At 50.7% G+C, this 25,401-nt stretch carries 30 protein-coding genes and 1 other annotated feature; all 30 genes read left to right on the top strand.

What is annotated here, in order from left to right; all coding sequences use genetic code 11:
- Positions 1–217 precede the first annotated feature (217 nt).
- Entirely contained in the window at positions 218–595 is a 378-nt protein-coding gene (locus U9M73_RS14930; protein WP_009226618.1) for a Mini-ribonuclease 3, read from the top strand.
- Positions 596–626: 31 nt separating this feature from the next.
- Positions 627–1,379: a 23S rRNA (guanosine(2251)-2'-O)-methyltransferase RlmB gene (gene rlmB, locus U9M73_RS14925; protein ID WP_323077864.1), complete on the top strand. Its 753-nt coding sequence runs from the start codon at positions 627–629 to the stop codon at positions 1,377–1,379.
- A gap of 4 nt (positions 1,380–1,383) precedes the next feature.
- Positions 1,384–1,905, top strand: a complete 522-nt coding sequence (locus U9M73_RS14920; RefSeq protein WP_016310701.1) for an NYN domain-containing protein — start codon at positions 1,384–1,386, stop codon at positions 1,903–1,905.
- 158 nt (positions 1,906–2,063) lie between these two features.
- A complete protein-coding gene (sigH, locus tag U9M73_RS14915) occupies positions 2,064–2,717 on the top strand; it encodes an RNA polymerase sporulation sigma factor SigH (protein WP_009226621.1) in 654 nt (217 codons plus the stop codon).
- Positions 2,718–3,121: 404 nt separating this feature from the next.
- Positions 3,122–3,271: a 50S ribosomal protein L33 gene (rpmG, locus tag U9M73_RS14910; protein ID WP_009226622.1), complete on the top strand. Its 150-nt coding sequence runs from the start codon at positions 3,122–3,124 to the stop codon at positions 3,269–3,271.
- 21 nt (positions 3,272–3,292) lie between these two features.
- Positions 3,293–3,484: a preprotein translocase subunit SecE gene (gene secE, locus U9M73_RS14905; RefSeq protein WP_009226623.1), complete on the top strand. Its 192-nt coding sequence runs from the start codon at positions 3,293–3,295 to the stop codon at positions 3,482–3,484.
- 23 nt (positions 3,485–3,507) lie between these two features.
- Positions 3,508–4,041, top strand: a complete 534-nt coding sequence (gene nusG / locus U9M73_RS14900; RefSeq protein ID WP_009226624.1) for a transcription termination/antitermination protein NusG — start codon at positions 3,508–3,510, stop codon at positions 4,039–4,041.
- Positions 4,042–4,132: 91 nt separating this feature from the next.
- Entirely contained in the window at positions 4,133–4,558 is a 426-nt protein-coding gene (gene rplK, locus U9M73_RS14895) for a 50S ribosomal protein L11 (RefSeq protein ID WP_036646403.1), read from the top strand.
- Positions 4,559–4,707: 149 nt separating this feature from the next.
- Positions 4,708–5,400, top strand: a complete 693-nt coding sequence (gene rplA, locus U9M73_RS14890; protein ID WP_009226626.1) for a 50S ribosomal protein L1 — start codon at positions 4,708–4,710, stop codon at positions 5,398–5,400.
- An 81-nt stretch (positions 5,401–5,481) separates the two neighbouring features.
- Positions 5,482–5,635 (top strand) — a sequence feature (ribosomal protein L10 leader region).
- A 44-nt stretch (positions 5,636–5,679) separates the two neighbouring features.
- A complete protein-coding gene (gene rplJ / locus U9M73_RS14885) occupies positions 5,680–6,183 on the top strand; it encodes a 50S ribosomal protein L10 (protein ID WP_016310706.1) in 504 nt (167 codons plus the stop codon).
- Between the two features lie 67 nt (positions 6,184–6,250).
- Positions 6,251–6,619, top strand: coding sequence for a 50S ribosomal protein L7/L12 (gene rplL, locus U9M73_RS14880; protein ID WP_009226628.1), 369 nt, complete (start codon positions 6,251–6,253; stop codon positions 6,617–6,619).
- Between the two features lie 145 nt (positions 6,620–6,764).
- Positions 6,765–7,370, top strand: a complete 606-nt coding sequence (locus tag U9M73_RS14875) for a class I SAM-dependent methyltransferase (RefSeq protein WP_323077863.1) — start codon at positions 6,765–6,767, stop codon at positions 7,368–7,370.
- Positions 7,371–7,695: 325 nt separating this feature from the next.
- Positions 7,696–11,241: a DNA-directed RNA polymerase subunit beta gene (gene rpoB / locus U9M73_RS14870; protein WP_260071422.1), complete on the top strand. Its 3,546-nt coding sequence runs from the start codon at positions 7,696–7,698 to the stop codon at positions 11,239–11,241.
- A 45-nt stretch (positions 11,242–11,286) separates the two neighbouring features.
- The gene (gene rpoC / locus U9M73_RS14865; protein ID WP_036646409.1) at positions 11,287–14,901 is read left to right on the top strand and encodes a DNA-directed RNA polymerase subunit beta'; all 3,615 of its coding nucleotides are present in this window, start codon (positions 11,287–11,289) and stop codon (positions 14,899–14,901) included.
- 176 nt (positions 14,902–15,077) lie between these two features.
- Complete coding sequence (locus tag U9M73_RS14860) at positions 15,078–15,329, top strand: ribosomal L7Ae/L30e/S12e/Gadd45 family protein (RefSeq protein WP_028539488.1); 252 nt, start codon at positions 15,078–15,080, stop codon at positions 15,327–15,329.
- A 142-nt stretch (positions 15,330–15,471) separates the two neighbouring features.
- Positions 15,472–15,891 carry a 30S ribosomal protein S12 gene (rpsL, locus tag U9M73_RS14855; protein ID WP_009226633.1) on the top strand — a complete coding sequence of 140 codons (420 nt, stop codon included), beginning with the start codon at positions 15,472–15,474 and terminating at the stop codon, positions 15,889–15,891.
- Positions 15,892–16,126: 235 nt separating this feature from the next.
- On the top strand, positions 16,127–16,597 hold the full coding sequence (gene rpsG / locus U9M73_RS14850; protein ID WP_009226634.1) for a 30S ribosomal protein S7: 471 nt from the start codon (positions 16,127–16,129) through the stop codon (positions 16,595–16,597).
- 47 nt (positions 16,598–16,644) lie between these two features.
- A complete protein-coding gene (gene fusA, locus U9M73_RS14845) occupies positions 16,645–18,723 on the top strand; it encodes an elongation factor G (protein WP_260071423.1) in 2,079 nt (692 codons plus the stop codon).
- 83 nt (positions 18,724–18,806) lie between these two features.
- Positions 18,807–19,997 (top strand): elongation factor Tu, encoded by a 1,191-nt coding sequence (gene tuf / locus U9M73_RS14840; RefSeq protein WP_260071424.1) that lies wholly within the window; start codon positions 18,807–18,809, stop codon positions 19,995–19,997.
- Between the two features lie 259 nt (positions 19,998–20,256).
- The gene (gene rpsJ, locus U9M73_RS14835; protein ID WP_009226637.1) at positions 20,257–20,565 is read left to right on the top strand and encodes a 30S ribosomal protein S10; all 309 of its coding nucleotides are present in this window, start codon (positions 20,257–20,259) and stop codon (positions 20,563–20,565) included.
- A gap of 45 nt (positions 20,566–20,610) precedes the next feature.
- A complete protein-coding gene (gene rplC, locus U9M73_RS14830; RefSeq protein ID WP_009226638.1) occupies positions 20,611–21,234 on the top strand; it encodes a 50S ribosomal protein L3 in 624 nt (207 codons plus the stop codon).
- A gap of 28 nt (positions 21,235–21,262) precedes the next feature.
- Positions 21,263–21,886 carry a 50S ribosomal protein L4 gene (rplD, locus tag U9M73_RS14825; RefSeq protein WP_260071425.1) on the top strand — a complete coding sequence of 208 codons (624 nt, stop codon included), beginning with the start codon at positions 21,263–21,265 and terminating at the stop codon, positions 21,884–21,886.
- Positions 21,886–22,176, top strand: a complete 291-nt coding sequence (gene rplW / locus U9M73_RS14820) for a 50S ribosomal protein L23 (protein ID WP_016310716.1) — start codon at positions 21,886–21,888, stop codon at positions 22,174–22,176. Before rplD ends, rplW begins: the two co-directional genes overlap by 1 nt.
- A 28-nt stretch (positions 22,177–22,204) precedes the next feature.
- Positions 22,205–23,035: a 50S ribosomal protein L2 gene (gene rplB / locus U9M73_RS14815; RefSeq protein WP_016310717.1), complete on the top strand. Its 831-nt coding sequence runs from the start codon at positions 22,205–22,207 to the stop codon at positions 23,033–23,035.
- 74 nt (positions 23,036–23,109) lie between these two features.
- Positions 23,110–23,388: a 30S ribosomal protein S19 gene (gene rpsS / locus U9M73_RS14810; RefSeq protein WP_009226642.1), complete on the top strand. Its 279-nt coding sequence runs from the start codon at positions 23,110–23,112 to the stop codon at positions 23,386–23,388.
- A 38-nt stretch (positions 23,389–23,426) separates the two neighbouring features.
- On the top strand, positions 23,427–23,759 hold the full coding sequence (rplV, locus tag U9M73_RS14805) for a 50S ribosomal protein L22 (RefSeq protein ID WP_009226643.1): 333 nt from the start codon (positions 23,427–23,429) through the stop codon (positions 23,757–23,759).
- A gap of 13 nt (positions 23,760–23,772) precedes the next feature.
- Positions 23,773–24,441, top strand: a complete 669-nt coding sequence (gene rpsC / locus U9M73_RS14800) for a 30S ribosomal protein S3 (RefSeq protein ID WP_009226644.1) — start codon at positions 23,773–23,775, stop codon at positions 24,439–24,441.
- A 2-nt stretch (positions 24,442–24,443) separates the two neighbouring features.
- Positions 24,444–24,878 (top strand): 50S ribosomal protein L16, encoded by a 435-nt coding sequence (gene rplP, locus U9M73_RS14795; RefSeq protein ID WP_260071426.1) that lies wholly within the window; start codon positions 24,444–24,446, stop codon positions 24,876–24,878.
- On the top strand, positions 24,868–25,068 hold the full coding sequence (gene rpmC / locus U9M73_RS14790; protein WP_009226646.1) for a 50S ribosomal protein L29: 201 nt from the start codon (positions 24,868–24,870) through the stop codon (positions 25,066–25,068). The genes rplP and rpmC overlap by 11 nt, the downstream gene beginning before the upstream one ends.
- A 52-nt stretch (positions 25,069–25,120) precedes the next feature.
- A complete protein-coding gene (gene rpsQ / locus U9M73_RS14785) occupies positions 25,121–25,384 on the top strand; it encodes a 30S ribosomal protein S17 (RefSeq protein ID WP_009226647.1) in 264 nt (87 codons plus the stop codon).
- Positions 25,385–25,401: the final 17 nt, after the last annotated feature.

Below are 25,401 nucleotides of genomic sequence, written 5' to 3'. Positions count from 1 at the left end.
CGCAGGCGACCGGCATGGCCTAGGCACAGACGCCTGGCCGGGCCAAGACGCCGCCGCAGCGGCGCGGCCAGACCTAGCGGCCGCCGCGCCCAGCGCCGCCGCGCAATCCGCGGCTCCCGAGCCGCCGCGCGCCCCAGAGGGCGGTCCTGCGGCCCCCGAGCTCGGCGCACCCGCCGCGCTCTGGTTCCCGGATCCGCCCGCCAAGCCGGCTCGGCTGCTGCCGCCGCTCGCCCTCGCCTACATCGGCGACGCCGTCTACGAGGTCGCCGTCCGCCAGCACGTGATGGCCCGCCCGAACTTGCGGCCCCATCACCTGCATGGCCAATCGACGAAGTACGTCTCGGCCAAGGCCCAGGCGCGGCTGCTGGAGCGAATCGAGCCGCTGCTCACAGAAGAAGAGAAAGACGTTGTCCGCCAAGGGCGCAACGCCAAATCCGGCACGGTGCCGAAGAACGCCAACGTGCAGGATTACCGCCTTGCCACCGCTTTTGAGAGCTTGGTCGGTTATCTGTATTACACCGGAGCGCATGACCGCCTCCGCGAGTTGATCGCCCACGGGTTTGCCGATTTGGAGGACAATCGGGACCGTGACTAACAACGCGTTACCATTGCATAGGAGGATTCCGATGGAGGAACAAGAATGGATTGGCGGCAAGCATTCGCTGCTTGAAGCGCTGCATGCTGGCCGCACAATCAATAAAATATGGGTAGCCGAAGGCGCCCAGAAGCATCTCACCCAGCCGATCGTGGCTGAAGCGAAAAAACACGGCATTGTCGTGCAATTTGTGGACAAGCGCAAGCTGGACCAAATGGCGCCGGGCTTGCAGCATCAGGGCGTGGTCGCTCAAGTTGCCCCTTACGCCTACGCGGAAGTGGACGATTTGCTAGCCCGTGCGCAGGAACGCGGGGAACCGCCTTTCTTGCTGATTCTGGACGAGATCGAAGACCCGCATAATCTGGGCTCGATTCTCCGGACGGCAGAGTGTACCGGGGTGCATGGAGTGATCATTCCTAAACGCCGCTCGGCGGCGGTGACTGCCACCGTATCGAAAACCTCGGCCGGAGCGGTGGAGTACGTTCCCGTGGCACGAGTAACGAATTTGGTTCAGACCATGGGGCAATTGAAGGAAGCAGGCGTATGGATCGTTGGTACAGACGTAGGCGCAAAAGAAGAGATGTACCGCAGCGGCAACGTGCTGACTGGGCCGGTGGCGATCGTCATCGGCAATGAGAACAAAGGTATGGGGCGCCTCGTTCGGGAAACGTGCGACGTCCTGGTCAAGCTCCCGATGAACGGACGGCTCAATTCCCTGAACGCCTCGGTTGCCGCCGGGGTCATTATGTACGAAGTGCTGCGCAGACGACGCGCTGAAGGATAAAGGCATGCGCGATGTGCGCGATGTGCTATTGGTTGACGGATACAATATGATCGGCGGCTGGCCCGAGCTGGCGGAACTGTCCAAGCGGGATCTGCAAGCCGCAAGGGACAGGCTGCTTGAGCGGCTCGCCGATTATCAAGCTTTTTCCGGGAGAAAGGTGATCGTCGTCTTTGATGCTTATCGGGTTCCGGGGCTGGGAAAGTCCTATACCCAAAACAAGGTGGAGCTGGTATTCACCAAGGAGAAGGAAACGGCGGACGAATGCATTGAACGGCTGGTCGGCGAGCTGAGCCACCGTCGCCGGCAAATCTATGTTGCCACGAGCGATATGGTGGAGCAGCATGTGATTTTTGGACAGGGCGCACTGCGGATTTCGGCCAGGGAACTCTTGATCCAGGTGGAGCAAAGCGAGAAGGAAATCCAGGCCAAAATCGCTGAGCGCAGCGCCAATTCCAGCCGCAATACGCTGGATGCCAAGCTAAGTCCGGAGCTGAGACAGTTGTTTGAACGATGGCGTAGGGAATGAAAGGGCATTCTCGAGTTCTGCTACCATATACCCTTGACAAAGTTCGACTTTACATCTTTTGGTACTTTTGCGGTTGACGCTAGTATGCACCTTCATATATACTGTTCGTATTACTTGAATGAGTGACGGGGAACCGTGCGTTGCGGCCGGAGGGATTTGTGGTGAGTGTCAAACTCGATACATGGGTAAGGTTTGACTATGAGATCCAAAGTGACGAAGACATTGTCGAGGCGGTTCGGGAAGGCGACAGTGAAGCGTTGGAATACTTGATCAACAAGTATCGGAGCTTCGTGCGCGCTAAGGCTAGGTCTTATTTTCTCATCGGTGCCGACCGCGAAGATATCATACAGGAAGGCATGATCGGACTCTACAAATCGATCCGGGACTTTCGGGGGGATAAGCTTGCTTCGTTCAAAGCGTTCGCGGAGCTGTGCATTACGCGCCAGATCATTACCGCGATCAAGACGGCAACGAGGCAGAAGCATATTCCGCTGAATTCGTACGTTTCCTTGGACAAGCCGATCTACGATGAGGAATCGGACCGAACGTTGCTCGACGTCATTTGCGGCTCTCAGGTGAGCGATCCGGAAGAATTGATCATCAACCAGGAAGAGTTTACCGGCCTGGAGGACAAGATGTCCGAGATCCTCAGCGATTTGGAGCGCAAAGTGCTTATGCTGTATTTGGACGGAAGGTCCTATCAGGAGATCGCGGTGGATTTGAATCGCCACGTCAAATCGATCGACAACGCCCTGCAGCGCGTCAAGCGCAAGCTGGAGCGTTATCTGGAAGTTCGCGACGGCGGTATCTGAACTTATTCTTTTCATCATAACGCTACATACCATTCAATAAGCAGACCCAAGGGTGACCTGGTTGCAGGGAACCCTTTTTTTACCACGGCGACACGGTTCTTTACTTCCCCCACCAGAGGCGAAGCCGCACGGATTCGCTTGATACATCTGCTTTTTCTCCTTCACTTTGCTGAAGGGTTGTCCCCATCGATTTCTCTCCCCAGGGTTTATCTTCCAAAATCGTGAGCTATACTGTAAATAATCGTAGAGCATTAGCAGGATGCCTCGTTGACACGGGTTGTGCCATATGATAAAGTGTTTTAGGTAGGCCTAATTTTGTGTTTCCCTTTTTTAGGTGGCGAACATTCGATTTTAGGTCAATATAGAGACAGCTCATTAAAGAATGTCTTCGGGAGGTGCACATCATGCGGGTAATAATTACGTTGGCTTGTACGAATTGCAAACAAAGAAACTACACGACAACGAAAAACAAGCGTAACCACCCCGACCGCATGGAGATGAAGAAATATTGCAAGTTCTGCAACGAGCAAGTTCCTCATCGCGAAACCAGATAGTCCTTGGAGGTGTAGTCGCGCATGAAACGTAGTTTCAAGTCGTTGTTTTCTTTTTTCTCTGAGAGCTGGGCTGAGCTTAAAAAGGTTCGCTGGCCTAATCGTAAAGAGCTGACTAATTATACGCTGATTGTGCTCGGTACAATTACCGTTGTCGCGATTTATTTTTGGGTTCTGGACATCGGCATTTCTGCTGTGATCGAAGCGATAATTTAAGAAGGGTCCCTAGGTGGCTTGATATGGAAAAAAGATGGTACGTCGTTCATACCTATTCCGGGTATGAGAACAAAGTCAAAGCCAATTTGGAAAAACGCGTCGAGTCCATGGGCATGGAAGACAAGATATTCCGCGTTCTTGTTCCAATGGAAGAAGAAGTGGTGAACAAAGACGGTAAGAAGAAGACTGTCATGCGTAAAGTTTACCCCGGTTACGTCTTGGTGGAAATGATCCAAACCGACGATTCTTGGTATGTTGTTCGCAACACGCCGGGAGTCACCGGGTTCGTCGGCTCTACGGGTTCCGGTTCCAAGCCAACGCCGTTGCTCCCTGAAGAAGTGGATCAGATTCTGGCGCATATGGGCATGGAGGAACCAAAGCCGGTCATCGAATTTGAGCTCAAGGAAAATGTGCGCATCAAAGTTGGTCCATTTGCCAATTTTGTAGGCTCAATTGAGGAAATTCTGACCGACAAGAGCAAGGTTAAGGTTCACGTCAACATGTTTGGACGAGAAACCCCGCTTGAGCTGGATTACTCTCAGGTGGAGAAGATATAATTTTGCAGCTTCTAAAGGTTTCTTAGGGTTTCAAAGTGGGAGGGGCCGCAAGGCTTCCGTTTACCACTATTAGGGCAAGGAGGTGTTTTACATGGCGAAAAAAGTTATCAAAGTGGTAAAACTGCAAATTCCTGCGGGGAAAGCGAACCCTGCACCTCCGGTAGGTCCGGCGCTGGGTCAAGCAGGTGTCAACATCATGGCATTCTGTAAGGAATTCAACGCACGTACTGCCGATCAAGCAGGTTTGATCATTCCGGTTGAAATTTCGGTGTTTGAAGACCGCTCTTTTACATTCATCACCAAAACTCCACCGGCGGCCGTTCTGCTTCGTGTTGCAGCGAAGATCGAGAAAGGTTCTGGCGAACCGAACAAGAAGAAAGTGGCTACCGTGAAACGCGACACCGTTCGTCAAATCGCGGAGCAAAAAATGCCTGATCTTAACGCAGCATCCGTTGAAGCGGCTATGCGTATGGTTGAAGGTACTGCCCGCAGCATGGGCATCGCGATCCAAGACTAATCTTGGTCGAATGGATGAAATTTCTTAATCTGAATTCACGTGATTAAATTTCATCCTCGGATGGAGTTTTATAGATGAGCGAAGCTTGTTTATATGACCCATCAACAGTGGGAGGAATTTCCGCTAATACCACATAGGAGGACGAATTCATGGCTAAACACGGTAAGAAATACCTGGAAGCCGCTAAGCTGATTGACAGCGAAGCGACGTATGAGCCTTTGGAAGCCGTTGAACTGGTGAAGAAGGCAGCGACTGCAAAATTCGACGAAACCGTTGAAGCTGCAGTTCGTTTGGGCGTAGACCCTCGTAAACAAGACCAAGCCGTTCGTGGTGTCGTTGTTCTGCCGCATGGCACGGGCAAAACCCAACGCGTATTGGTATTCGCCAAAGGCGACAAAGCGAAGGAAGCAGAAGCAGCCGGAGCAGATTTCGTCGGCGATCAAGACATGATCAACAAAATCCAACAAGGCTGGTTCGAGTTCGATGTCTGCGTAGCTACACCGGACATGATGAGCGAAGTTGGTAAACTCGGCCGTCTGCTCGGTGGTAAAGGCCTTATGCCTAACCCGAAAGCAGGCACAGTTACGTTTGACGTAGCGAAAGCCGTTCAAGAAATCAAAGCCGGTAAAATCGAGTACCGTCTGGACAAAGCGGGTCAAATTCATGCGCCAATCGGTAAAGTATCCTTTACTGCCGAACAATTGAATGAGAACCTCAAGGCTCTCATCGACGCATTGAACCGGGCTAAACCGGCCGCTGCGAAGGGCGTTTACTTGAAGAATATCGCGATTTCTTCGACCATGGGCCCAAGCGCTCGCGTAAATACAGCTGCTTACAGATAATACCTTTCGTTCTTGACGGAACGGGGATTGACACCACGGTGTCGCCTTGGTATACTGAAACAGTTGTTTTGAAGTGAGACTTAAATATGAATATGCTTACCGTAGACAGTAGGTGCCGTGAGGCTTAATTTCCTACCGAGGTGTTGTGATAGAACGTCGCTGTACACAGCTGGGCTGTGTGCGGATGATCCATCAAAGCCTTCGTGATTCTGCGGAGGCTTTTTTCAATGCCTTGCGGAAGTAGCAAGAGGCTCATGAATCTAATAGGAGGTGTGCAGTTTGGCAAACGCAAAAGTCATTCAAGCAAAACAAGAAGCCGTTGAAGCTGTAACGTCCAAATTGCGCGAAAGCGCAACGACCGTCGTTGCGGATTATCGCGGATTGAATGTTGCTCAAGTTACCGAACTCCGCAAACAGCTTCGTGAAGCTGGCGTGGAATTCCAAGTGCTGAAGAACACGCTCATTCGCCGCGCTACGGCTGCTGCGGAATTGACCGAGCTGGACGAAGTGTTGACCGGTCCTACGGCCATCGCGTTCAGTAAGGAAGATGCAGTAGCTCCAGCGAAAATCTTGAGCGAATTCGCCAAGAAGAACGATGCTCTGAAAGTTAAAGGTGGCGTGGTTGAAGGCCGTGTTGTTGGCGTCGACCAAATCAAAGCGCTCGCGGATCTTCCTTCCCGCGAAGGTCTGCTTTCGATGCTCCTCAGCGTACTTCAAGCACCTGTTCGCAACTTCGCACTGGCTGTCAAAGCCGTTGCCGAGAAAGAAGAAGCAAGCGCGTAAGTTAGCCTTGCGGATGCAAGTTATCTGATTCGCAACAAACAAACTATTATATAATGGAGGTTCTACCATGAGTAAAGAAGCAATCTTGGAAGCAATCAAAGGTATGACCGTTCTTGAACTGAACGATCTCGTTAAAGCAATCGAAGAAGAATTCGGCGTAACTGCAGCAGCTCCGGTTGTTGTAGCTGGCGGCGGTGCAGCTGGCGGCGGCGCAGCTGAAGAACAATCCGAATTCGACGTAATCCTGACTAACGCTGGTGCTTCCAAAATCAACGTTATCAAAGTGGTTCGCGAAATCACTGGCCTCGGCTTGAAAGAAGCCAAAGACCTGGTTGACAACGCTCCAAAACCGCTGAAAGAAAAAGTAGGCAAAGAAGAAGCAGACAGCATCAAAGCAAAACTGGAAGAAGCAGGCGCAACTGTAGAACTGAAGTAGTAGCTTGTTTCTCGATCACAAACCCCTTGAATTTGATTCAAGGGGTTTGTTGCCTTTCTCCCCTTACATGAATATGTGGAAATGGATATAATAGGGGACGAGTACAGATAGATGACTAGATGCTAATGGAGGGAAACAAGAAAACATGGCGGATCACTACTACGCAAGCCAACCGACTGCGGCGCATAATCGGAAAACCTGGGATACAGTGTTGCGGGGGCAAAGCTACCGCTTCGTCAGCGATGCCGGCGTTTTTGCTAAGGGAGGCGTTGACTTCGGCAGTCGTACCTTAATTGAAGCCATGGATATTCCAGAGGATGCGGAGGTACTGGATGTAGGCTGCGGATATGGACCGATCGGACTGGCAGCGGCGAGGCTGGCGACCAAGGGTCATGTGACGATGATCGATGTGAACTCCCGGGCTGTTGAATTAGCGAAAGAGAATGCTGCTGCGAACGGTGTGAACAACGTCACCGTGTTGGAAAGCGATTTGTTCTCGGCGATAGAGAATCGGAAGTTCGACGTGGTGTTGACCAATCCGCCGATTCGGGCTGGTAAAGCTACGGTGCATGCCATTTTTGAAGGTGCCTATGAACGGTTGCGTTCTGGAGGATCGTTATGGGTGGTTATTCAGAAGAAACAAGGGGCGCCGTCGGCGAAGGAGAAGTTGGAGTCGCTGTTTTCCCGAGTGGTGGAAGTGACCAAGGACAAGGGGTACCGCATTTATCGGGCGGTTAAAGACGAAGGTTGACTTGACAAATCCGATATGTTATTATTATAAAATGTCAGCATTAGGATGCCCTCTGTGGCTTTAGTTTGCTGAAATGTCAATAGTTTTACGGGAACAATGCATAAAAATGTGTCGTTCTACGTATAATATGCACATTTTGGATAAACTAATGATTATGAGGACATCAGAGCAGAAACAGACACGGATAAATGATGCTCTTTTTTCGAAAGCATTCGATAAGGGCTTTTCTTTATTTGTGGATGAATCCGTATGGGTCTATTATAAGGGCACAAACACGGGTTCGCAATGTATTTTTAAGTGAGTAGACATGAGGGGTGAGTTTAAGTTGGCAGGACATCTTGTTCAATATGGTCGACGCACTCGGCGTAGTTATGCGCGAATTAACGAGATACTCGAAGTACCGAACCTGATCGAAATCCAACAGAAATCCTATGAGTGGTTCTTGGAAGAAGGTCTTCGGGAAATGTTCCAAGATATCTCGCCAATTCAGGATTTCACCGGAAATCTGGTGTTGGAGTTTATCGATTACAGCCTGGGCGAACCGAAGTATACGGTGGATGACGCGAAAGAACGCGACGTTACCTATGCGGCGCCGCTTCGGGTAAAAGTCCGGCTCATTAATAAGGAAACCGGCGAAGTCAAAGAGCAGGAAGTGTTCATGGGAGATTTCCCGCTGATGACCGAAACCGGTACGTTTATTATTAACGGTGCGGAACGGGTTATTGTCAGCCAGTTGGTTCGCTCTCCTAGCGTCTATTTCAGTACGAAAGTGGATAAGAACGGTAAGAAAATGTACACCGCAACCGTTATCCCTAACCGCGGCGCTTGGCTCGAGTTGGAGACGGATGCGAAAGATATTATCTACGTGCGGATCGACCGCACCCGCAAAATTCCGGTAACCGTGTTGCTGCGTGCGCTTGGCTTCGGAACCGATGCGGAAATTTTGGATTTGCTCGGCAACGACGAGTATATCCGCAATACGCTGGATAAAGACAATACGGATTCGACAGAGAAAGCCTTGATCGAGATCTATGAACGTTTGCGTCCGGGTGAACCGCCGACGCTTGAGAATGCGAAGAGCTTGCTGGTAGCGCGCTTCTTCGATCCAAAACGTTACGATCTGGCGAATGTCGGTCGTTATAAAATCAATAAAAAGCTGCACATCAAGAATCGCTTATTCAACCAACGTCTTGCTGAGACGCTGATTGATACGACGACGGGTGAAATTATCGCCGAAGCCGGTCAAATGGTTGACCGCCGCTTGCTGGATGAAATTTTACCGTACCTTGAGAACGGCGTTGGCTTCAAGAACTACCATGTTGCCGGCGGCGTCCTTGACGTAGATGATGTGCCGCTGCAAACTATCGACGTATTCTCCCCGATTGAAGACGGTAAAGTGGTTAAGGTAATCGCGAACCGCAATATCGATAAATCGGTGAAGCATATTACACCTGCTGATATTATTTCTTCGATCAGCTATTTTATCAATCTGCTGCACGGCATCGGCAGCACGGACGATATCGACCATCTGGGTAACCGTCGTCTGCGCTCCGTTGGTGAGCTTCTGCAGAACCAATTCCGCATCGGCTTGTCCCGGATGGAACGTGTCGTGCGCGAAAGAATGTCGATTCAGGATGCGAACGTGATTACGCCGCAGGCGCTCATAAATATCCGTCCTGTCATCGCGTCGATCAAAGAGTTCTTCGGCAGCTCGCAGCTGTCTCAGTTTATGGACCAAACGAACCCGCTCGCTGAACTGACGCACAAACGCCGTTTGTCTGCGCTCGGTCCAGGCGGTTTGACTCGGGAACGTGCCGGCATGGAAGTGCGTGACGTTCACCCGTCCCACTATGGCCGGATGTGTCCGATCGAAACGCCGGAAGGTCCGAACATCGGTTTGATCAACTCCCTGTCTACTTATGCGCGAATCAATGAGTATGGCTTCATCGAAGCGCCGTATCGATGGGTTGATCCGAAGACGGGAACCGTTACGGATCAAGTGGCCTACCTGACGGCCGACGAAGAAGACAACTATGTCATTGCGCAAGCGAACGCGAAGCTGACGCCAGACAACAAGTTCGAAGACGAGTTCGTCATCGTTCGTTACAACAAGCAATCGGATAACATCTTGACGATGCCAAGCAGCCGCGTAGACTACATGGATATTTCGCCGAAACAGGTTGTATCCGTCGCTACAGCGCTGATTCCATTCTTGGAGAACGACGACTCTAACCGTGCGCTCATGGGTTCGAACATGCAGCGTCAAGCGGTGCCGTTGCTTGTTCCTAAAGCTCCGCTTGTTGGTACGGGGATGGAACACAAGGCTGCGAAAGACTCCGGCGTCTGCATCGTGTCGAAATATGACGGGATCATCGAACGGTCGGAAGCGAACCAAATTTGGCTTCGCCGTATCGAAGTCGTAGACGGGAAAGAAGTCAAAGGCGACCTTGTGAAATATAAGTTGCACAAATTTATGCGTTCTAACCAAGGAACCTGTATTAACCAACGTCCGATCGTCAAACGGGGCGACATTGTTAAGAAGGGTGACATCCTGGCGGACGGTCCATCGACGGAACTGGGCGAATTGGCACTGGGCCGCAACGTGGTCGTTGCCTTTATGACTTGGGAAGGTTACAACTACGAGGATGCGATCCTGCTGAGCGAGAAGCTGGTGAAGGAAGACGTATATACTTCGATCCATATCGAGGAATACGAATCCGAAGCCCGCGACACGAAGCTGGGACCGGAAGAAATTACTCGCGACATCCCGAACGTCGGCGAAGAAGCGCTGCGTAATCTGGATGAACGCGGTATTATCCGCGTTGGTGCGGAAATTGCTGCCGGCGACATCCTGGTTGGTAAAGTAACGCCTAAAGGCGTAACGGAACTGACGGCAGAAGAACGCTTGCTGCACGCCATCTTTGGTGAGAAAGCTCGCGAAGTTCGTGATACTTCCCTGCGTGTACCTCACGGTACCGACGGGATTGTTGTTGACGTGAAGGTGTTTACCCGCGAGAACGGCGACGAATTGCCGCCAGGCGTTAATCAGCTCGTTCGGGTGTACATTGCGCAGAAACGGAAAATCTCCGAAGGCGATAAGATGGCCGGACGCCATGGTAACAAAGGGGTCGTGGCTCGGATTTTGCCGGAAGAAGATATGCCATTTATGCCAGACGGAACGCCGGTACAGGTTGTCCTGAATCCACTGGGCGTACCTTCGCGGATGAACATCGGGCAGGTGCTGGAGATTCACTTGGGTATGGCCGCCCTGCAGATGGGGATTCACGTGGCAACGCCAGTATTCGACGGCGCCAATGAAGAAGACGTATTCGATACGATGGAAGAAGCCGGCATGCAGCGGAACGGTAAAACGATCCTGTACGATGGCCGCACAGGTGAACCGTTTGAACGTGAAGTTACCGTTGGTGTCATGCACATGATCAAGCTGGCGCACATGGTTGACGATAAGATCCATGCTCGCTCGACAGGTCCTTACTCGCTCGTTACGCAGCAGCCGCTGGGTGGTAAAGCTCAGTTCGGCGGTCAGCGTTTCGGGGAGATGGAAGTATGGGCGCTCGAAGCTTACGGTGCTGCTTATACGCTGCAAGAGATTCTTACCGTCAAATCGGATGACGTGGTGGGTCGGGTGAAAACCTACGAATCCATCGTTAAAGGGGAAAACGTGCCTGAACCGGGCGTGCCTGAATCGTTTAAGGTCTTGATCAAAGAGCTGCAAAGCTTGGGTATGGACGTCAAGATCCTGACCGAAAACGAAGAAGAGATCGAGATGAAAGAGATCGACGACGAGGACGATGCGTCGAGCGACAAGCTCAGTCTCAATCTGGAAGGCGCGGAAGTCGGCGTAGAATAGAGCGTTATACAGTCAAATCAGGACTTGGTTAAGGAGGGATGCTCCTTGTTGGACGTCAACAACTTCGAGTTTATGAAAATTGGGCTTGCTTCCCCAGATAAAATTCGTTCTTGGTCCCGCGGAGAAGTAAAGAAACCGGAAACGATCAACTACCGCACGTTGAAGCCAGAGAAGGAAGGGCTGTTCTGCGAAAAGATTTTTGGCCCGACCAAAGACTGGGAATGTCATTGCGGTAAATATAAACGCGTTCGATACAAAGGCGTTGTCTGCGATCGCTGCGGCGTTGAGGTCACTCGCGCGAAAGTGCGCCGCGAACGGATGGGGCATATCGAGTTGGCAGCTCCGGTATCTCACATTTGGTACTTCAAAGGGATCCCGAGCCGGATGGGCCTTGCGCTCGACATGTCTCCGCGTTCCCTGGAAGAGATCATTTATTTTGCATCTTATGTCGTAACCGATCCAGGCGAAACGCCGCTGGAGAAAAAGCAGCTTTTGTCCGAGAAAGAATACCGCAGCTACCGTGAGAAATACGGATATGGATTCCAAGCCGGCATGGGTGCGGAAGCTGTGAAGAAGCTGCTTCAGGATCTCGACATCGACAAAGAGCTGGAATTCCTGAAAGAAGAATTGCGCACGGCTCAAGGCCAACGCCGCAACCGTGCGATCAAACGTTTGGAAGTCATCGAAGCGTTCAAAAGCTCCGGCAACCAGCCGGAGTGGATGATCCTCGACGTGCTTCCGGTCATTCCGCCGGAGCTGCGTCCGATGGTTCAACTCGATGGCGGCCGTTTTGCGACGTCCGACTTGAACGATCTGTACCGCCGCGTCATCAACCGGAACAACCGGTTGAAACGTCTGCTTGACCTTGGCGCGCCGGACATCATCGTACAGAACGAGAAACGGATGCTGCAAGAAGCCGTTGACGCCTTGATCGACAACGGTCGCCGCGGCCGTCCTGTTACGGGTCCGGGCAACCGTCCGTTGAAATCTTTGAGCCACATGCTCAAAGGGAAACAAGGTCGTTTCCGGCAGAACCTGCTCGGTAAACGGGTTGACTACTCCGGTCGTTCTGTTATCGTCGTAGGTCCGTACTTGAAAATGTACCAATGCGGTTTGCCGAAAGAAATGGCGCTGGAGCTGTTCAAGCCTTTCGTCATGAAAGAGTTGGTGAACAAAGGTCTGGCACATAACATTAAGAGTGCAAAACGCAAAGTAGAACGCGTGAGTCCGGAAGTTTGGGACGTGCTCGAGGAAGTTATTAAAGAGCATCCGGTTCTGTTGAACCGTGCTCCTACGCTTCACCGTCTCGGGATCCAGGCGTTCGAACCGATCCTGGTGGAAGGCCGCGCTATCCGTCTGCATCCGCTCGTATGTACGGCGTACAACGCTGACTTCGACGGTGACCAGATGGCCGTGCACGTACCGTTGTCCGCGGAAGCTCAGGCGGAAGCCCGCATCCTGATGCTGGCGTCCGGTAACATCCTGAACCCGAAAGACGGTAAACCGGTCGTTACGCCTTCGCAGGATATGGTCCTCGGCTCCTACTATCTGACCATGGATAACAAGGAAGCCAAAGGTACCGGTATGATCCTGTCTTCGGTTAATGAAGCCGTATCGGCTTATCAACGCGGCACCGCTTCGTTGCATGCACGGGTAGCCATTCCGGCGAAAGCGCTGGGCAAAACCAGCTTTACGGAAGCACAGCAAAACGCTTTGCTGATTACGACCGTTGGTAAAATTATTTTCAACGAGATTTTCCCGGCCAGCTTCCCATATATTAATGAACCAACACGTGCGAACCTGTTCCAAGGCACTCCGGATCATTACTTTATTTATGAGAAGGGCGCCAATGTTGTGGAACGGATCATGGCTGCACCGCAACCAGGCGGTGTGGGCAAAGAATACCTCGGCGAAATCATCGGCCGCTGCTTCGAAATCTACCAAACGACGGAAACCTCCGTTATTCTGGACAGAATCAAGCAAACCGGCTTTACTTACTCCACGCGTGCCGGCGTAAGTATTGCGGTGGCGGACGTTATTGTTCCGAAGGAAAAGCAAGAAATCCTTCGCGAATCCGAGGAGAAGGTACGGGTTGTTACCAACCAATACCGCCGCGGTCTGATCACCAACGAAGAGCGTTACGACCGCGTTATCGATATCTGGTCCAAGTGTAAGGATCAAATTACCGACATCCTGATGAAGTCGATGGATCGCTACAATTCCATCATGATGATGGTCGACTCTAAAGCGCGGGGTAACAAATCGCAGATCACCCAGCTGGGCGGTATGCGCGGCCTGATGGCGAACCCGGCGGGCCGGATCATCGAATTGCCGATCAAATCGAACTTCCGCGAAGGCCTCACGGTCTTGGAATACTTTATTTCGACGCACGGTGCCCGGAAAGGTCTGGCGGATACCGCGTTGCGGACTGCGGACTCCGGTTACTTGACCCGTCGTCTCGTCGACGTGGCGCAAGACGTCATCGTACGCGAAGAGGATTGCGGTACGGATAAAGGCTTTACCGTTGGCGTTATCCAAGACGGTAAAGAAGTGATCGAAAATCTGTACGACCGGATTGAAGGCCGTTACTCGTTCGAAACGGTGCGCCATCCGGAAACCGGCGAGATCATCATTCACCGGAACGAGCTGATCGATTCCGACAAAGCGCATGAAATCGTCAACGCGGGAATTACGAAGCTGCAAATCCGCTCCGTGCTCAGCTGCCGCGCTCGTCACGGCGTGTGCAAGAAGTGCTACGGACGTAACCTGGCTACTGGGAAACACGTGGAGATCGGGGAAGCTGTCGGCATCATCGCGGCTCAATCGATCGGTGAACCAGGGACCCAGCTCACCATGCGTACGTTCCATACCGGGGGCGTTGCGGGTGACGATATTACCCAAGGTCTTCCGCGGATTCAGGAGCTGTTCGAAGCTCGGAATCCGAAAGGTCAAGCAACGATCAGTGAGATTGACGGCGTGATCAAAGAAATCCGCGAAGCGAAGGACCGTCGCGAAATCGAGGTTCAAGGCGAAGCGGAAACGAAAGTATACTCCGTTACTTACGGTTCTCGTCTGCGCGTCAGCGAAGGCGACGAGATCGAGGCCGGCGACGAACTGACGGATGGTTCCATCGACCCGAAAGAAATTTTGCGCATCAAAGGGATTCGCGGCGTACAGAACTATATTTTGCAGGAAGTACAACGCGTATACCGGAACCAAGGCGTAGAAATCAACGACAAGCACGTTGAGGTTATGATTCGTCAAATGCTGCGCAAGATCCGGATCGTGGATGCCGGCGATACACCGCTTCTGCCAGGGTCTTTCGTCGACTTGCATGAGTATGAAACTGCCAACAAAGAAGCGATTCTGTCTGGCAAAGAGCCGGCAGTGGCTAAACCGGTCCTGCTCGGGATTACGAAAGCGTCGCTGGAAACCGACTCCTTCTTGTCCGCCGCTTCCTTCCAGGAAACAACGCGGGTGCTTACCGACGCTGCGATCAAAGGCAAAGTCGACAAGCTGCTCGGCTTGAAAGAGAATGTCATCATCGGTAAGCTGATTCCGGCCGGTACCGGCATGAGTCGCTACCGCAACATTCAATTCGAAGAGCCGGAACAAGACGAAGTTACGGAAGAAAGCTTGGAGCCTGTTTCGATCGAATAACGACGAAGGTGAAGATAAGCCGGCGCGACCCTGAAGCGAGTTTGATCCGGGGCGCGCCGGACTTGTTTTTTCTATGAAAATTCCGCTGAATATTTCGCTTGACACCTACTATAGCGGAGTGATACTATATCATAGTGCGTGAGTACGGATAACCCTGTGCTTTGGAGGACGTTATGATGTCTAATGATAAAGGACTACGGGACGCACCAATTAAGGTCGGCACCAAGCAGACCATGCGAATGGTTGAACTTGGACGGGCCGAGGAAGTTTATGTTGCTGAGAATGCAGATCCACGCCTTACGTCAAGGATCGTCGCCTTATGCAACCAACATGCCGTGAAAGTCACCTTTGTAGATACGATGGCGAATCTCGGCAAGGCTTGTGGGATTGAAGTAGGAGCGGCGATGGCTGTGATCGTAAAGTCATAGTTGATCGAAAATGTTTTTGCTAATGAGGAGGACTCTTTGGCAAAAACATTTCCTTTGTTCTTTTATGAGCCGCCTGGGTCTGTGGGCTTAAACAAGTGGTTTGTAAATGGATTTGAACTCTGAGGAAGGGGGTGGCAACAACATGCCAACAATTAACCAATTAGTACGTAAAGGACGCCAAGATAAGGTGTACAAATCCAAATCGCCAGCGCTGCAAAGAGGGTTTAACGCTCTGAAACGCGAAGCTACGGATTTGAGCTCTCCGCAAAAACGCGGCGTCTGCACTCGTGTAGGTACGATGACTCCGAAGAAACCGAACTCCGCGCTTCGTAAATATGCCCGTGTTCGCTTGACGAACCGTGTAGAGGTGACGGCTTACATTCCGGGTATCGGACACAACCTGCAAGAGCACAGCGTTGTACTGATTCGCGGCGGCCGGGTCAAAGACCTTCCGGGTGTCCGTTACCATATCGTGCGCGGAGCATTGGATACGGCTGGGGTTAACAACCGGATGCAAGCTCGTTCCAAATACGGCGCGAAACGTCCAAAAGCGAAGAAATAAGATCGCTTGGAATTTTAAATGGGAGTTCAAAAATCGGGTTTTCAGCACCGAGGAGGTTGGATGAAGCTAGGGACTGAGTAGCGGAGCGTAGACAGTTCTACGTGAGCAACGGAAGGTCCGGCTGATTTCAAGATTCGAAGTCGAACCAGCATCATGATGTGCATGGTGATCAAAAGACGGTTTTTGAACAACTACTACTAGGATTGAATTTTTACTGAAAGGGGGATAACAAACTATGCCACGCAAAGGTCCAGTTGCTAAGAGAGACGTGTTGCCAGATCCAGTGTATAACAGCAAATTGGTTACTCGCTTGATCAACCGCATCATGCTCGACGGTAAACGCGGCGTTGCTCAAAGCATCCTTTACAATGCGTTCGACATCATCCGTGAACGTACGGGGAATGACCCAATGGAAGTATTTGAAGCAGCGATCAAAAATATTATGCCTGTACTGGAAGTTAAAGCTCGTCGTGTCGGCGGTGCAAACTACCAGGTTCCGATTGAGGTTAAACCTGAGAGACGTACATCCTTGGGATTACGTTGGCTCGTAAACTACTCCCGCACTCGCGGTGAGAAGACGATGGAAGAGCGTTTGGCTGCCGAGATCATCGACGCATCCAACAACACAGGCGCTTCCGTTAAGAAACGTGAAGATACGCATAAAATGGCGGAAGCGAACAAAGCGTTCGCGCACTACCGTTGGTAGGATAACGCCCGTATTTCAAAATTTATATTTTGAAGGGAGACAGATTCATGGCAAGAGAGTTCTCCTTGAAAAATACACGTAATATCGGGATCATGGCGCATATTGACGCCGGTAAGACAACCACGACGGAACGGATCTTGTTCTACACAGGCCGTACGCACAAAATCGGGGAAGTTCACGAGGGTGCGGCAACGATGGACTGGATGGAACAAGAACAAGAGCGCGGAATCACGATTACATCCGCAGCGACGACCGCTCAATGGAAAGGTCACCGCGTAAATATCATCGATACCCCGGGACACGTCGACTTCACGGTTGAAGTCGAACGTTCCCTGCGTGTATTGGACGGGGCTGTAGGCGTGTTCAGTGCGAAGGAAGGCGTTGAGCCGCAGTCTGAAACCGTTTGGAGACAGGCTGACCGCTATGGTGTTCCTCGGATTGCCTACGTCAACAAAATGGATATCATCGGTGCGGATTTCCTGAACGTCGTTAAAGATATGCGCGATCGTCTGCAAGCGAATGCAGTGGCTATCCAACTGCCAATCGGTGCGGAAAATGATTTTGTCGGGATTATCGACATCATCTCTCAAAAAGCGTATATCTACAGAGACGATCTGGGACAACAAATCGATGAAGTAGAAATTCCTGCTGAATATGCTGCACAAGTTGAAGAACTTCGTGCGGAATTGGTAGAGAAGGTTGCTGAACTGGACGAAGACTTGACGATGAAATACCTCGAAGGCGAGGAAATCACCGTTGAAGAACTGAAAGCAGCGCTTCGTAAGGGCGTTTGTGAAGTTAAAATCTTCCCGGTTATCTGCGGTTCTTCCTACCGTAACAAAGGGGTTCAGCTGATGCTGGATGCCGTCATCGATTACTTGCCATCCCCAGTTGATGTACCAAGCATCAAAGGTCATCTGGAAGATGGTACAGAAGTAGAACGTCACTCTTCTGACGAAGAGCCGTTCGCGGCACTGGCATTTAAAATCATGACCGACCCTTACGTGGGTAAACTGACGTTCTTCCGCGTATACTCCGGTATTTTGCAATCCGGTTCCTACGTGCTGAATGCAACGAAAGGTAAACGCGAACGGATCGGCCGGATCCTGCAAATGCATGCGAACCACCGTCAAGAAATCAACGAAGTATACGCTGGTGACATTGCTGCAGCTGTAGGTTTGAAAGACACCGGTACAGGTGATACACTGTGTGATGAGAAGGCACCGGTTATTCTTGAATCGATGAACTTCCCAGAGCCGGTTATCGAAATCGCGGTTGAACCGAAGACGAAAGCCGACCAAGACAAAATGGGCGTTGCACTTGCAAAACTGACGGAAGAAGACCCAACGCTTCGTGCGCATACAGATGAAGAAACGGGACAAACGATCCTTGCAGGTATGGGTGAGCTTCACCTGGATATCATCATCGATCGGATGCGCCGTGAATTCAAAGTAGAAACGAACGTAGGTAAACCTCAGGTTGCTTATCGTGAAACGTTCCGTGTTCCGGCTCGCGTTGAAGGTAAGTTCGTACGTCAGTCCGGTGGTCGTGGTCAATACGGTCACGTCTGGGTTGAATTTGAACCGCTCGAACCAGGTACAGGTAACCAATTCGACAGCAGAATCGTCGGCGGTGCTGTTCCTAAAGAATACATCGGACCTGCTCAACAAGGTATCGAAGAAGCAATGCAGAACGGTGTTCTTGCTGGCTTCCCGGTTGTTGACGTAAAAGCGACGATCGTCGATGGTTCCTACCATGACGTCGACTCCAGTGAAATGGCGTTTAAGATCGCTGGTTCGATGGCTCTGAAAGCAGCTAAAGACAAATGTCAACCTGTTCTGCTTGAGCCAATCATGAAAGTTGAAGTAACGGTACCTGAGGAGTACATGGGTGACGTTATGGGTATGCTGAACTCTCGCCGTGGCCGTATCGAAGGTATGGATTCCCGTGGTGGTGCGCAAATTATCCGTGCGAAAGTGCCTCTCTCCGAAATGTTCGGTTACTCGACGACCCTTCGCTCCGGCACACAAGGACGCGGCGTGTTCTCGATGGAACTCTCCCACTATGAAGAAGTTCCGAAGAACATCGCTGAAGAAATCGTGTCCAAGCATAAAGGGGCCGAATAATTTAATGTATTTGCCGATCGAAGGGCATGCTCCTTTGATCGGTCACACATAACAATCCATATTTTAAGGAGGAACTGTTTAAAATGGCAAAGGCTAAATACGAACGTACAAAACCGCACGTTAATATCGGTACGATTGGTCACGTCGACCATGGTAAAACAACTCTGACTGCGGCCATCACGACTGTATTGTCCAAAAAATACGGCGGTGCAGCCGTAGCTTTCGACCAAATCGACAAAGCTCCAGAAGAACGCGAACGCGGTATCACAATCTCGACGGCACACGTTGAGTACGAAACGAACAACCGCCACTACGCACACGTTGACTGCCCAGGGCACGCCGACTATGTTAAAAACATGATCACCGGTGCTGCTCAAATGGACGGCGCTATCCTGGTTGTATCCGCAGCTGACGGCCCAATGCCGCAAACTCGCGAACACATCCTGCTGTCCCGTAACGTAGGTGTTCCTTACATCGTTGTATTCTTGAACAAATGCGACATGGTTGAAGACGAAGAGTTGCTTGAACTGGTTGAAATGGAAGTTCGCGACCTGCTGAACGAATACGAGTTCCCAGGCGACGACACTCCAATCATCCGCGGTTCCGCTCGTGAAGCTCTGCAAAACCCAGAAGGCGAATGGGCTCAAAAGATCATCGAAATGTTCGAAGTGATCGACGAGTACATTCCGCTGCCTGAGCGCCCAATCGACAAACCGTTCCTGATGCCTGTCGAGGACGTATTCTCGATCACTGGCCGCGGTACAGTTGCTACTGGCCGTGTAGAACGCGGTACGGTTAAAGTCGGCGACGAAGTTGAAATCGTGGGTATCGTTGAAGAAACGAAAAAATCCGTCGTTACCGGCGTTGAAATGTTCCGTAAGTTGCTCGACTCCGCTCAAGCGGGCGACAACATCGGTGCTCTGCTTCGCGGTATTGACCGTAAAGAAATCGAACGCGGTCAAGTATTGGCTAAACCAGCTACCGTTAACCCGCATACTGAGTTCACCGCTCAAGTATACGTATTGACGAAAGAAGAAGGCGGACGCCATAAGCCGTTCTTCTCCGGCTACCGTCCTCAGTTCTACTTCCGTACAACGGACGTAACTGGCATCATCAACCTGCCAGAAGGAACTGAAATGGTTATGCCTGGCGACAACATCGAAGTTACCGTTCAACTGATCTCCCCGATCGCGATCGAAGAAGGAACTCGCTTCTCCATCCGTGAAGGCGGCCGTACAGTTGGATCCGGTGCCGTTGTTTCCATCAACAAATAAGAAGGCTTAACCGCCTGATAGAAGGAGCTGCTCTCCGATTTCGGAGTGCAGCTCTTTTACTTTATTTAGGGAATGAAAATTTGCGAATTATACTTGCATTCCGCCTACCTTTTCTATATAATAGTGAATGTTGTTCTGTGACGTTGCGATGATGTGGGAGGTTACTGACACACCCGGCCCCTTTGCCATGGGAGGGTGGCCAGAAAATTTCCACGGAGTATGTCCGATACTAAATTGGGCGATAGAAGGAGGGACTAAAATGGCAAAGCAAAAAATTCGTATTCGTTTGAAAGCTTACGACCACAGAATTCTTGATCAATCCGCAGAGAAAATCGTTGAAACGGCAAAACGTTCGGGTGCAGGCGTATCCGGGCCGATCCCGTTGCCAACTGAGAAACAAGTGATTACTATTCTCCGTGCGGTGCACAAGTACAAGGATTCCCGGGAACAATTCGAACAACGTACGCATAAGCGTCTGATCGACATTGTGAACCCGACTCCACAAACTGTGGATGCCTTGATGCGCTTGGACCTGCCGTCCGGTGTAGATATCGAAATTAAATTGTAATACCTACTATTGTAAGGTAACCAGGAAAGGAAAAGAGGTGTCAACATGAAAGGTATCTTAGGGAAGAAACTTGGTATGACTCAAGTGTTTACTCCGGAAGGGAATGTCATTCCTGTAACGGTTATTGAGGCTAGCTCTAACGTAGTTCTGCAGAAGAAAGACCTGGAGAACGACGGTTACGAAGCGATTCAGCTTGGCTACTCCGATAAGAAGGAAGCTAGAGCTAACAAGCCGGAAGTTGGGCATGCAAAGAAAGCAGGCACAACGCCTAAGCGCTACGTTCGCGAAATTCGCGGTGTTGATTTGGCAGGATACGAGGTTGGCCAAGAGGTCAAAGTCGATATTTTTGCTGAAGGCGAATTTGTTGACGTAACAGGTATTTCGAAAGGTAAAGGGTTCCAAGGCGTAATCAAACGCTGGGGACAAAGCCGCGGCCCGATGGCTCACGGTTCCCGTTACCATCGTAGACCTGGTTCCATGGGTTCCATCGCAGCAAACCGCGTATTTAAAGGTAAAAACCTGCCTGGACATATGGGACATGAAACTGTAACGATTCAAAACCTTGAAGTTGTTAAAGTCGATGCAGAACGCAATGTCTTGCTCGTGAAAGGTTCCATTCCTGGACCGAAAAACAGCTTCGTTAAAGTAAAACAAACTACTAAGAAATAATTAACCCTCAGGAAAGGAGGAACAACAAATGCCAAAAGTAGCACTTTTCAATATTAGCGGTAGCCAAGTGGGCGAAGTAGAATTGAACGATGCCGTATTCGGAATTGAGCCGAACACGCATGTTCTTCATGAAGCTGTAGTGATGCAACGTGCTTCCCTGCGTTTCGGTACGCACAAAGTTAAAGGACGCTCCGAAGTTCGTGGCGGCGGCCGTAAACCTTGGAAACAAAAAGGTACAGGTCGTGCACGCCAAGGTTCGATCCGCGCTCCTCAATGGAAAGGCGGCGGTACGGTATTCGGACCAACTCCGCGCAGCTATTCCTATAAACTGCCTAAGAAAGTTCGTCGTTTGGCGATCAAATCGGCGCTTTCGTCGAAAGTGATCGATCAGGACATCATCGTATTGGATGCCCTTGCGATGAATGCTCCAAAAACGAAAGAATTTGCAGCGATCTTGAATAACCTGAAAGTGGAACGTAAAGCTCTGGTTGTAGCTCCTAACTATGACGACAACATTGCGCTTTCCGCTCGTAACATTCCAGGCGTGAAGTTCGTGGCAGCAGACGGCATTAATGTTCTTGACGTGCTGACGCACGACAAACTGATCATTACGAAAGAAGCAGTTCAGAAGGTAGAGGAGGTGCTCGCGTAATGAAGGATCCTCGCGATATTATCAAACGCCCGGTGATTACGGAACGTTCCACGGAATATATGAACGACCTGAAATATGTCTTTGAAGTAGACATTCGCGCGAACAAAACGGAAATCAAACAAGCAGTTGAGTCGATTTTCGGCGTGAAGGTGAAGAACGTAAACACCCTGCGTGTTCCCGGGAAGTTGAAACGTTACGGACGCTACTCCGGATACACTCCAGAATGGAAAAAAGCGTTTGTTACATTAACACCTGAAAGCAAGCCGCTCCAATTTTTTGAATCGGTATAAAATCGCTTAAAGTAAGGAGGGAAATCTCGTGCCAATCAAAAAGTACAAACCGACTTCCCCGGCTAGACGTGCGATGAGCGTGTCGACCTTCGAAGAAATTACGACGGATCAGCCGGAGAAATCTTTGCTTGCGCCGCTGAGCAAAACGGCCGGCCGCAACAACCAAGGTAAAATCACTGTTCGTCACCATGGCGGCGGACATAAACGTAAATATCGGATCATCGACTTCAAACGGAACAAAGATGGAATTCCAGGCCGCGTTGCTACGATCGAATACGATCCAAACCGGACTTCGAACATCGCTTTGATCCACTATGCCGATGGTGAGAAACGCTATATCATCGCTCCTAAAGGTTTGAAAGTGGGCGATGTGATCGAATCTGGCGCAGGTTCCGACATCAAAATCGGTAACGCATTGCCGCTGGAGAATATCCCGGTAGGTACCGTGATCCACAACATCGAGCTGAAACCAGGCAAAGGCGGACAACTTGTTCGTGCAGCTGGTACAGAAGCTCAATTGCTCGGTAAAGAGGATAAATACGTAACGATCCGCCTGTCTTCCGGCGAAGTTCGTAAAGTTCTGAAAGTTTGCCGCGCAACCATCGGTTCCGTAGGTAACGGTGACCACGAGCTCGTGAAAATCGGTAAAGCCGGACGCAGCCGCTGGCTGGGCAAACGTCCAGAAGTCCGCGGTGTCGTCATGAACCCGAACGATCACCCACACGGTGGTGGTGAAGGTCGCGCTCCGATCGGCCGTAAATCTCCGTTGTCTCCTTGGGGCAAACCGACCCTTGGTTACAAAACGCGTAAAAAAGGCAAAGCTTCTGATAAATATATCGTTCGCCGTCGCACGAAGTAATCCGCATCTTGCGGATCACTTCGCGGCATGAACGAAGCGTAACTTGCAGCGCATTGTGAAGGGAGGATAAATGAATGAGTCGCAGTCTGAAAAAGGGCCCTTTTGTCGACGGGTACCTGCTTAAGAAAGTGGAAGAAGCGAGCGCTTCGAACAAGAAGGTCGTGATCAAAACTTGGTCCCGTCGCTCCACGATCTATCCGCAATTTATTGGTCATACGTTTGGTGTCTATGACGGCCGCAAGCACGTGCCGGTGTACGTAACCGAGGATATGGTCGGACATAAACTGGGCGAATTTGCTCCAACCCGGACCTACAAAGGTCATACGGATGACGATAAGAAAACGAGACGTTAATAACGATAAGTTCTTCGTTTGAGAGGAGGTAATACTACATGGAAGCTAAAGCACATGCAAGATCGATTCGTATTGCTCCCCGCAAAGCTCAACTCGTGGTTGATCTGATCCGCGGTAAGCAAGTTGGCGACGCGATTGCAATTCTGCGCCATACGCCAAAAGCAGCATCCCCGATCGTGGAGAAGCTGTTGAACTCGGCGATTGCCAATGCTGAACATAACTATTCTATGGATGTAAATAAATTGGTGATTACGCAAGCCTACGTTAACCAAGGCCCGACGATGAAACGTTTCCGTCCGCGGGCAATGGGACGTGCTAGCCGGATCAACAAACGCACCAGCCACATTACTTTGGTGGTATCCGAAAAATAAGGAGGGAAAACGTGTGGGCCAAAAGGTAAATCCGGTCGGATTACGAGTAGGGATTATCCGTGATTGGGAATCCAAATGGTACGCAGGCAAAGATTTCGGTGATCTTTTGCTGGAAGACGTAAAAATTCGTGAACACCTGAAAAATAAACTGAAAGACTCCGCGGTATCTCGGATTGAGATCGAGAGAGCGGCAAATCGTGTGAACGTTACGATCCACACTGCTAAACCGGGCATGGTTATCGGTAAAGGCGGTTCGGAAGTTGAAAACCTGCGCGGTGAAATTACGAAAATTGCAGGCGGCAAAAAGGTTCACATCAACATTTCTGAAATCAAACACCCTGATCTTGACGCAATCTTGGTTGCTGAAAGCATCGCACAACAATTGGAACGTCGCGTTTCTTTCCGTCGTGCGCTGAAACAAGCAATTCAAAGAACAATGCGTTCGGGAGCGAAAGGGATTAAAACGGCAGTCAGCGGTCGTCTCGGCGGTGCTGAAATTGCTCGTACGGAAGGCTACAGTGAAGGAACTGTTCCACTTCATACGCTCCGCGCCGACATCGATTACGGTACGGCAGAAGCGCATACGACTTATGGCCGCATCGGCGTAAAAGTATGGATTTATCGTGGAGAGGTTCTTCCTACGGCTAAGAAACAACAAGCTGCTCAGGAAGGAGGCAACTAATCATGTTGGTACCAAAACGCGTAAAACACCGCAAGCAACAACGCGGGAATATGAGAGGCCAAGCAAAAGGCGGCACCGAACTGAACTTCGGTGAATACGGCCTGCAGGCTCTGGAGCCGTCTTGGATCACAAACCGTCAAATCGAAGCAGCGCGTATCGCGATGACTCGTTACATCAAACGTGGCGGTAAAGTATGGATTAAGATTTTCCCTGACAAGCCGATTACTCAGAAGCCTCTTGAAGTCCGGATGGGTAGCGGTAAAGGTAACGTCGAAAAATGGGTCGCAGTTGTGAAGCCGGGCAAAATCATGTTTGAGCTTGCCGGGGTATCGGAGGAAGTTGCACGCGAAGCTATGCGTCTTGCTGCCCACAAACTGCCGATCAAAACGAAGTTTGTGAAACGTGAAGAATTGGGTGGTGAAGCAAATGAAAGCTAATGAACTTCGCAACTTAACCACTGCAGAAATCGAACAAAAAATCGCAGGTTTTAAAGAAGAACTCTTTAACCTCCGTTTTCAGTTGGCTACCGGCCAACTCGATAATCCGACTCGGATCCGTGATGTGCGTAAGGAAATAGCTCGTGCTAAAACCGTTATCCGTGAAAGAGAACTTGGGATTACTAGTTAAGAAGCGCTGAGCGAATCTAGCAAAGCGCCTAAGTCCAGGAAGGAGGCAAACCATGAGCGAACGTAACAGCCGTAAAGTGCAAATTGGTAAAGTTGTCAGCGACAAGATGGACAAAACGATCGTTGTAGCTGTTGAAACTTACAAGAAGCATGACTTGTACCATAAGCGCATTAAATACACGAAGAAATTTAAAGCGCATGATGAGAACAACACCGCGAAAATCGGTGACATCGTTAAAATCGCCGAAACTCGCCCGCTGTCCAAAGACAAACGCTGGAGACTCGTTGAAGTCGTTGAAGAAGCGGTTATCATTTAATAGCACGGTAGCTTAGA

The sequence above is a fragment of the Paenibacillus phoenicis genome (assembly GCF_034718895.1).
GTDB classification, from domain to species: Bacteria; Bacillota; Bacilli; order Paenibacillales; family Paenibacillaceae; genus Fontibacillus; species Fontibacillus phoenicis.
The sequence above is the reverse complement of the archived record's forward strand: the minus strand, read 5'-3'. Positions and strand labels throughout refer to the sequence as shown.

Coding starts and splice junctions, on each gene's coding strand:
- rlmB (WP_323077864.1), top strand. CDS start 627: ATGGAGGAACAAGAATGGATTGGCGGCAAGCATTCGCTGCTTGAAGCG.
- U9M73_RS14920 (WP_016310701.1), top strand. CDS start 1,384: ATGCGCGATGTGCGCGATGTGCTATTGGTTGACGGATACAATATGATC.
- rpmG (WP_009226622.1), top strand. CDS start 3,122: ATGCGGGTAATAATTACGTTGGCTTGTACGAATTGCAAACAAAGAAAC.
- secE (WP_009226623.1), top strand. CDS start 3,293: ATGAAACGTAGTTTCAAGTCGTTGTTTTCTTTTTTCTCTGAGAGCTGG.
- nusG (WP_009226624.1), top strand. CDS start 3,508: ATGGAAAAAAGATGGTACGTCGTTCATACCTATTCCGGGTATGAGAAC.
- rplK (WP_036646403.1), top strand. CDS start 4,133: ATGGCGAAAAAAGTTATCAAAGTGGTAAAACTGCAAATTCCTGCGGGG.
- rplA (WP_009226626.1), top strand. CDS start 4,708: ATGGCTAAACACGGTAAGAAATACCTGGAAGCCGCTAAGCTGATTGAC.
- rplL (WP_009226628.1), top strand. CDS start 6,251: ATGAGTAAAGAAGCAATCTTGGAAGCAATCAAAGGTATGACCGTTCTT.
- U9M73_RS14875 (WP_323077863.1), top strand. CDS start 6,765: ATGGCGGATCACTACTACGCAAGCCAACCGACTGCGGCGCATAATCGG.
- U9M73_RS14860 (WP_028539488.1), top strand. CDS start 15,078: ATGTCTAATGATAAAGGACTACGGGACGCACCAATTAAGGTCGGCACC.
- rpsL (WP_009226633.1), top strand. CDS start 15,472: ATGCCAACAATTAACCAATTAGTACGTAAAGGACGCCAAGATAAGGTG.
- rpsG (WP_009226634.1), top strand. CDS start 16,127: ATGCCACGCAAAGGTCCAGTTGCTAAGAGAGACGTGTTGCCAGATCCA.
- fusA (WP_260071423.1), top strand. CDS start 16,645: ATGGCAAGAGAGTTCTCCTTGAAAAATACACGTAATATCGGGATCATG.
- tuf (WP_260071424.1), top strand. CDS start 18,807: ATGGCAAAGGCTAAATACGAACGTACAAAACCGCACGTTAATATCGGT.
- rpsJ (WP_009226637.1), top strand. CDS start 20,257: ATGGCAAAGCAAAAAATTCGTATTCGTTTGAAAGCTTACGACCACAGA.
- rplC (WP_009226638.1), top strand. CDS start 20,611: ATGAAAGGTATCTTAGGGAAGAAACTTGGTATGACTCAAGTGTTTACT.
- rplD (WP_260071425.1), top strand. CDS start 21,263: ATGCCAAAAGTAGCACTTTTCAATATTAGCGGTAGCCAAGTGGGCGAA.
- rplW (WP_016310716.1), top strand. CDS start 21,886: ATGAAGGATCCTCGCGATATTATCAAACGCCCGGTGATTACGGAACGT.
- rpsS (WP_009226642.1), top strand. CDS start 23,110: ATGAGTCGCAGTCTGAAAAAGGGCCCTTTTGTCGACGGGTACCTGCTT.
- rplV (WP_009226643.1), top strand. CDS start 23,427: ATGGAAGCTAAAGCACATGCAAGATCGATTCGTATTGCTCCCCGCAAA.
- rplP (WP_260071426.1), top strand. CDS start 24,444: ATGTTGGTACCAAAACGCGTAAAACACCGCAAGCAACAACGCGGGAAT.
- rpmC (WP_009226646.1), top strand. CDS start 24,868: ATGAAAGCTAATGAACTTCGCAACTTAACCACTGCAGAAATCGAACAA.
- rpsQ (WP_009226647.1), top strand. CDS start 25,121: ATGAGCGAACGTAACAGCCGTAAAGTGCAAATTGGTAAAGTTGTCAGC.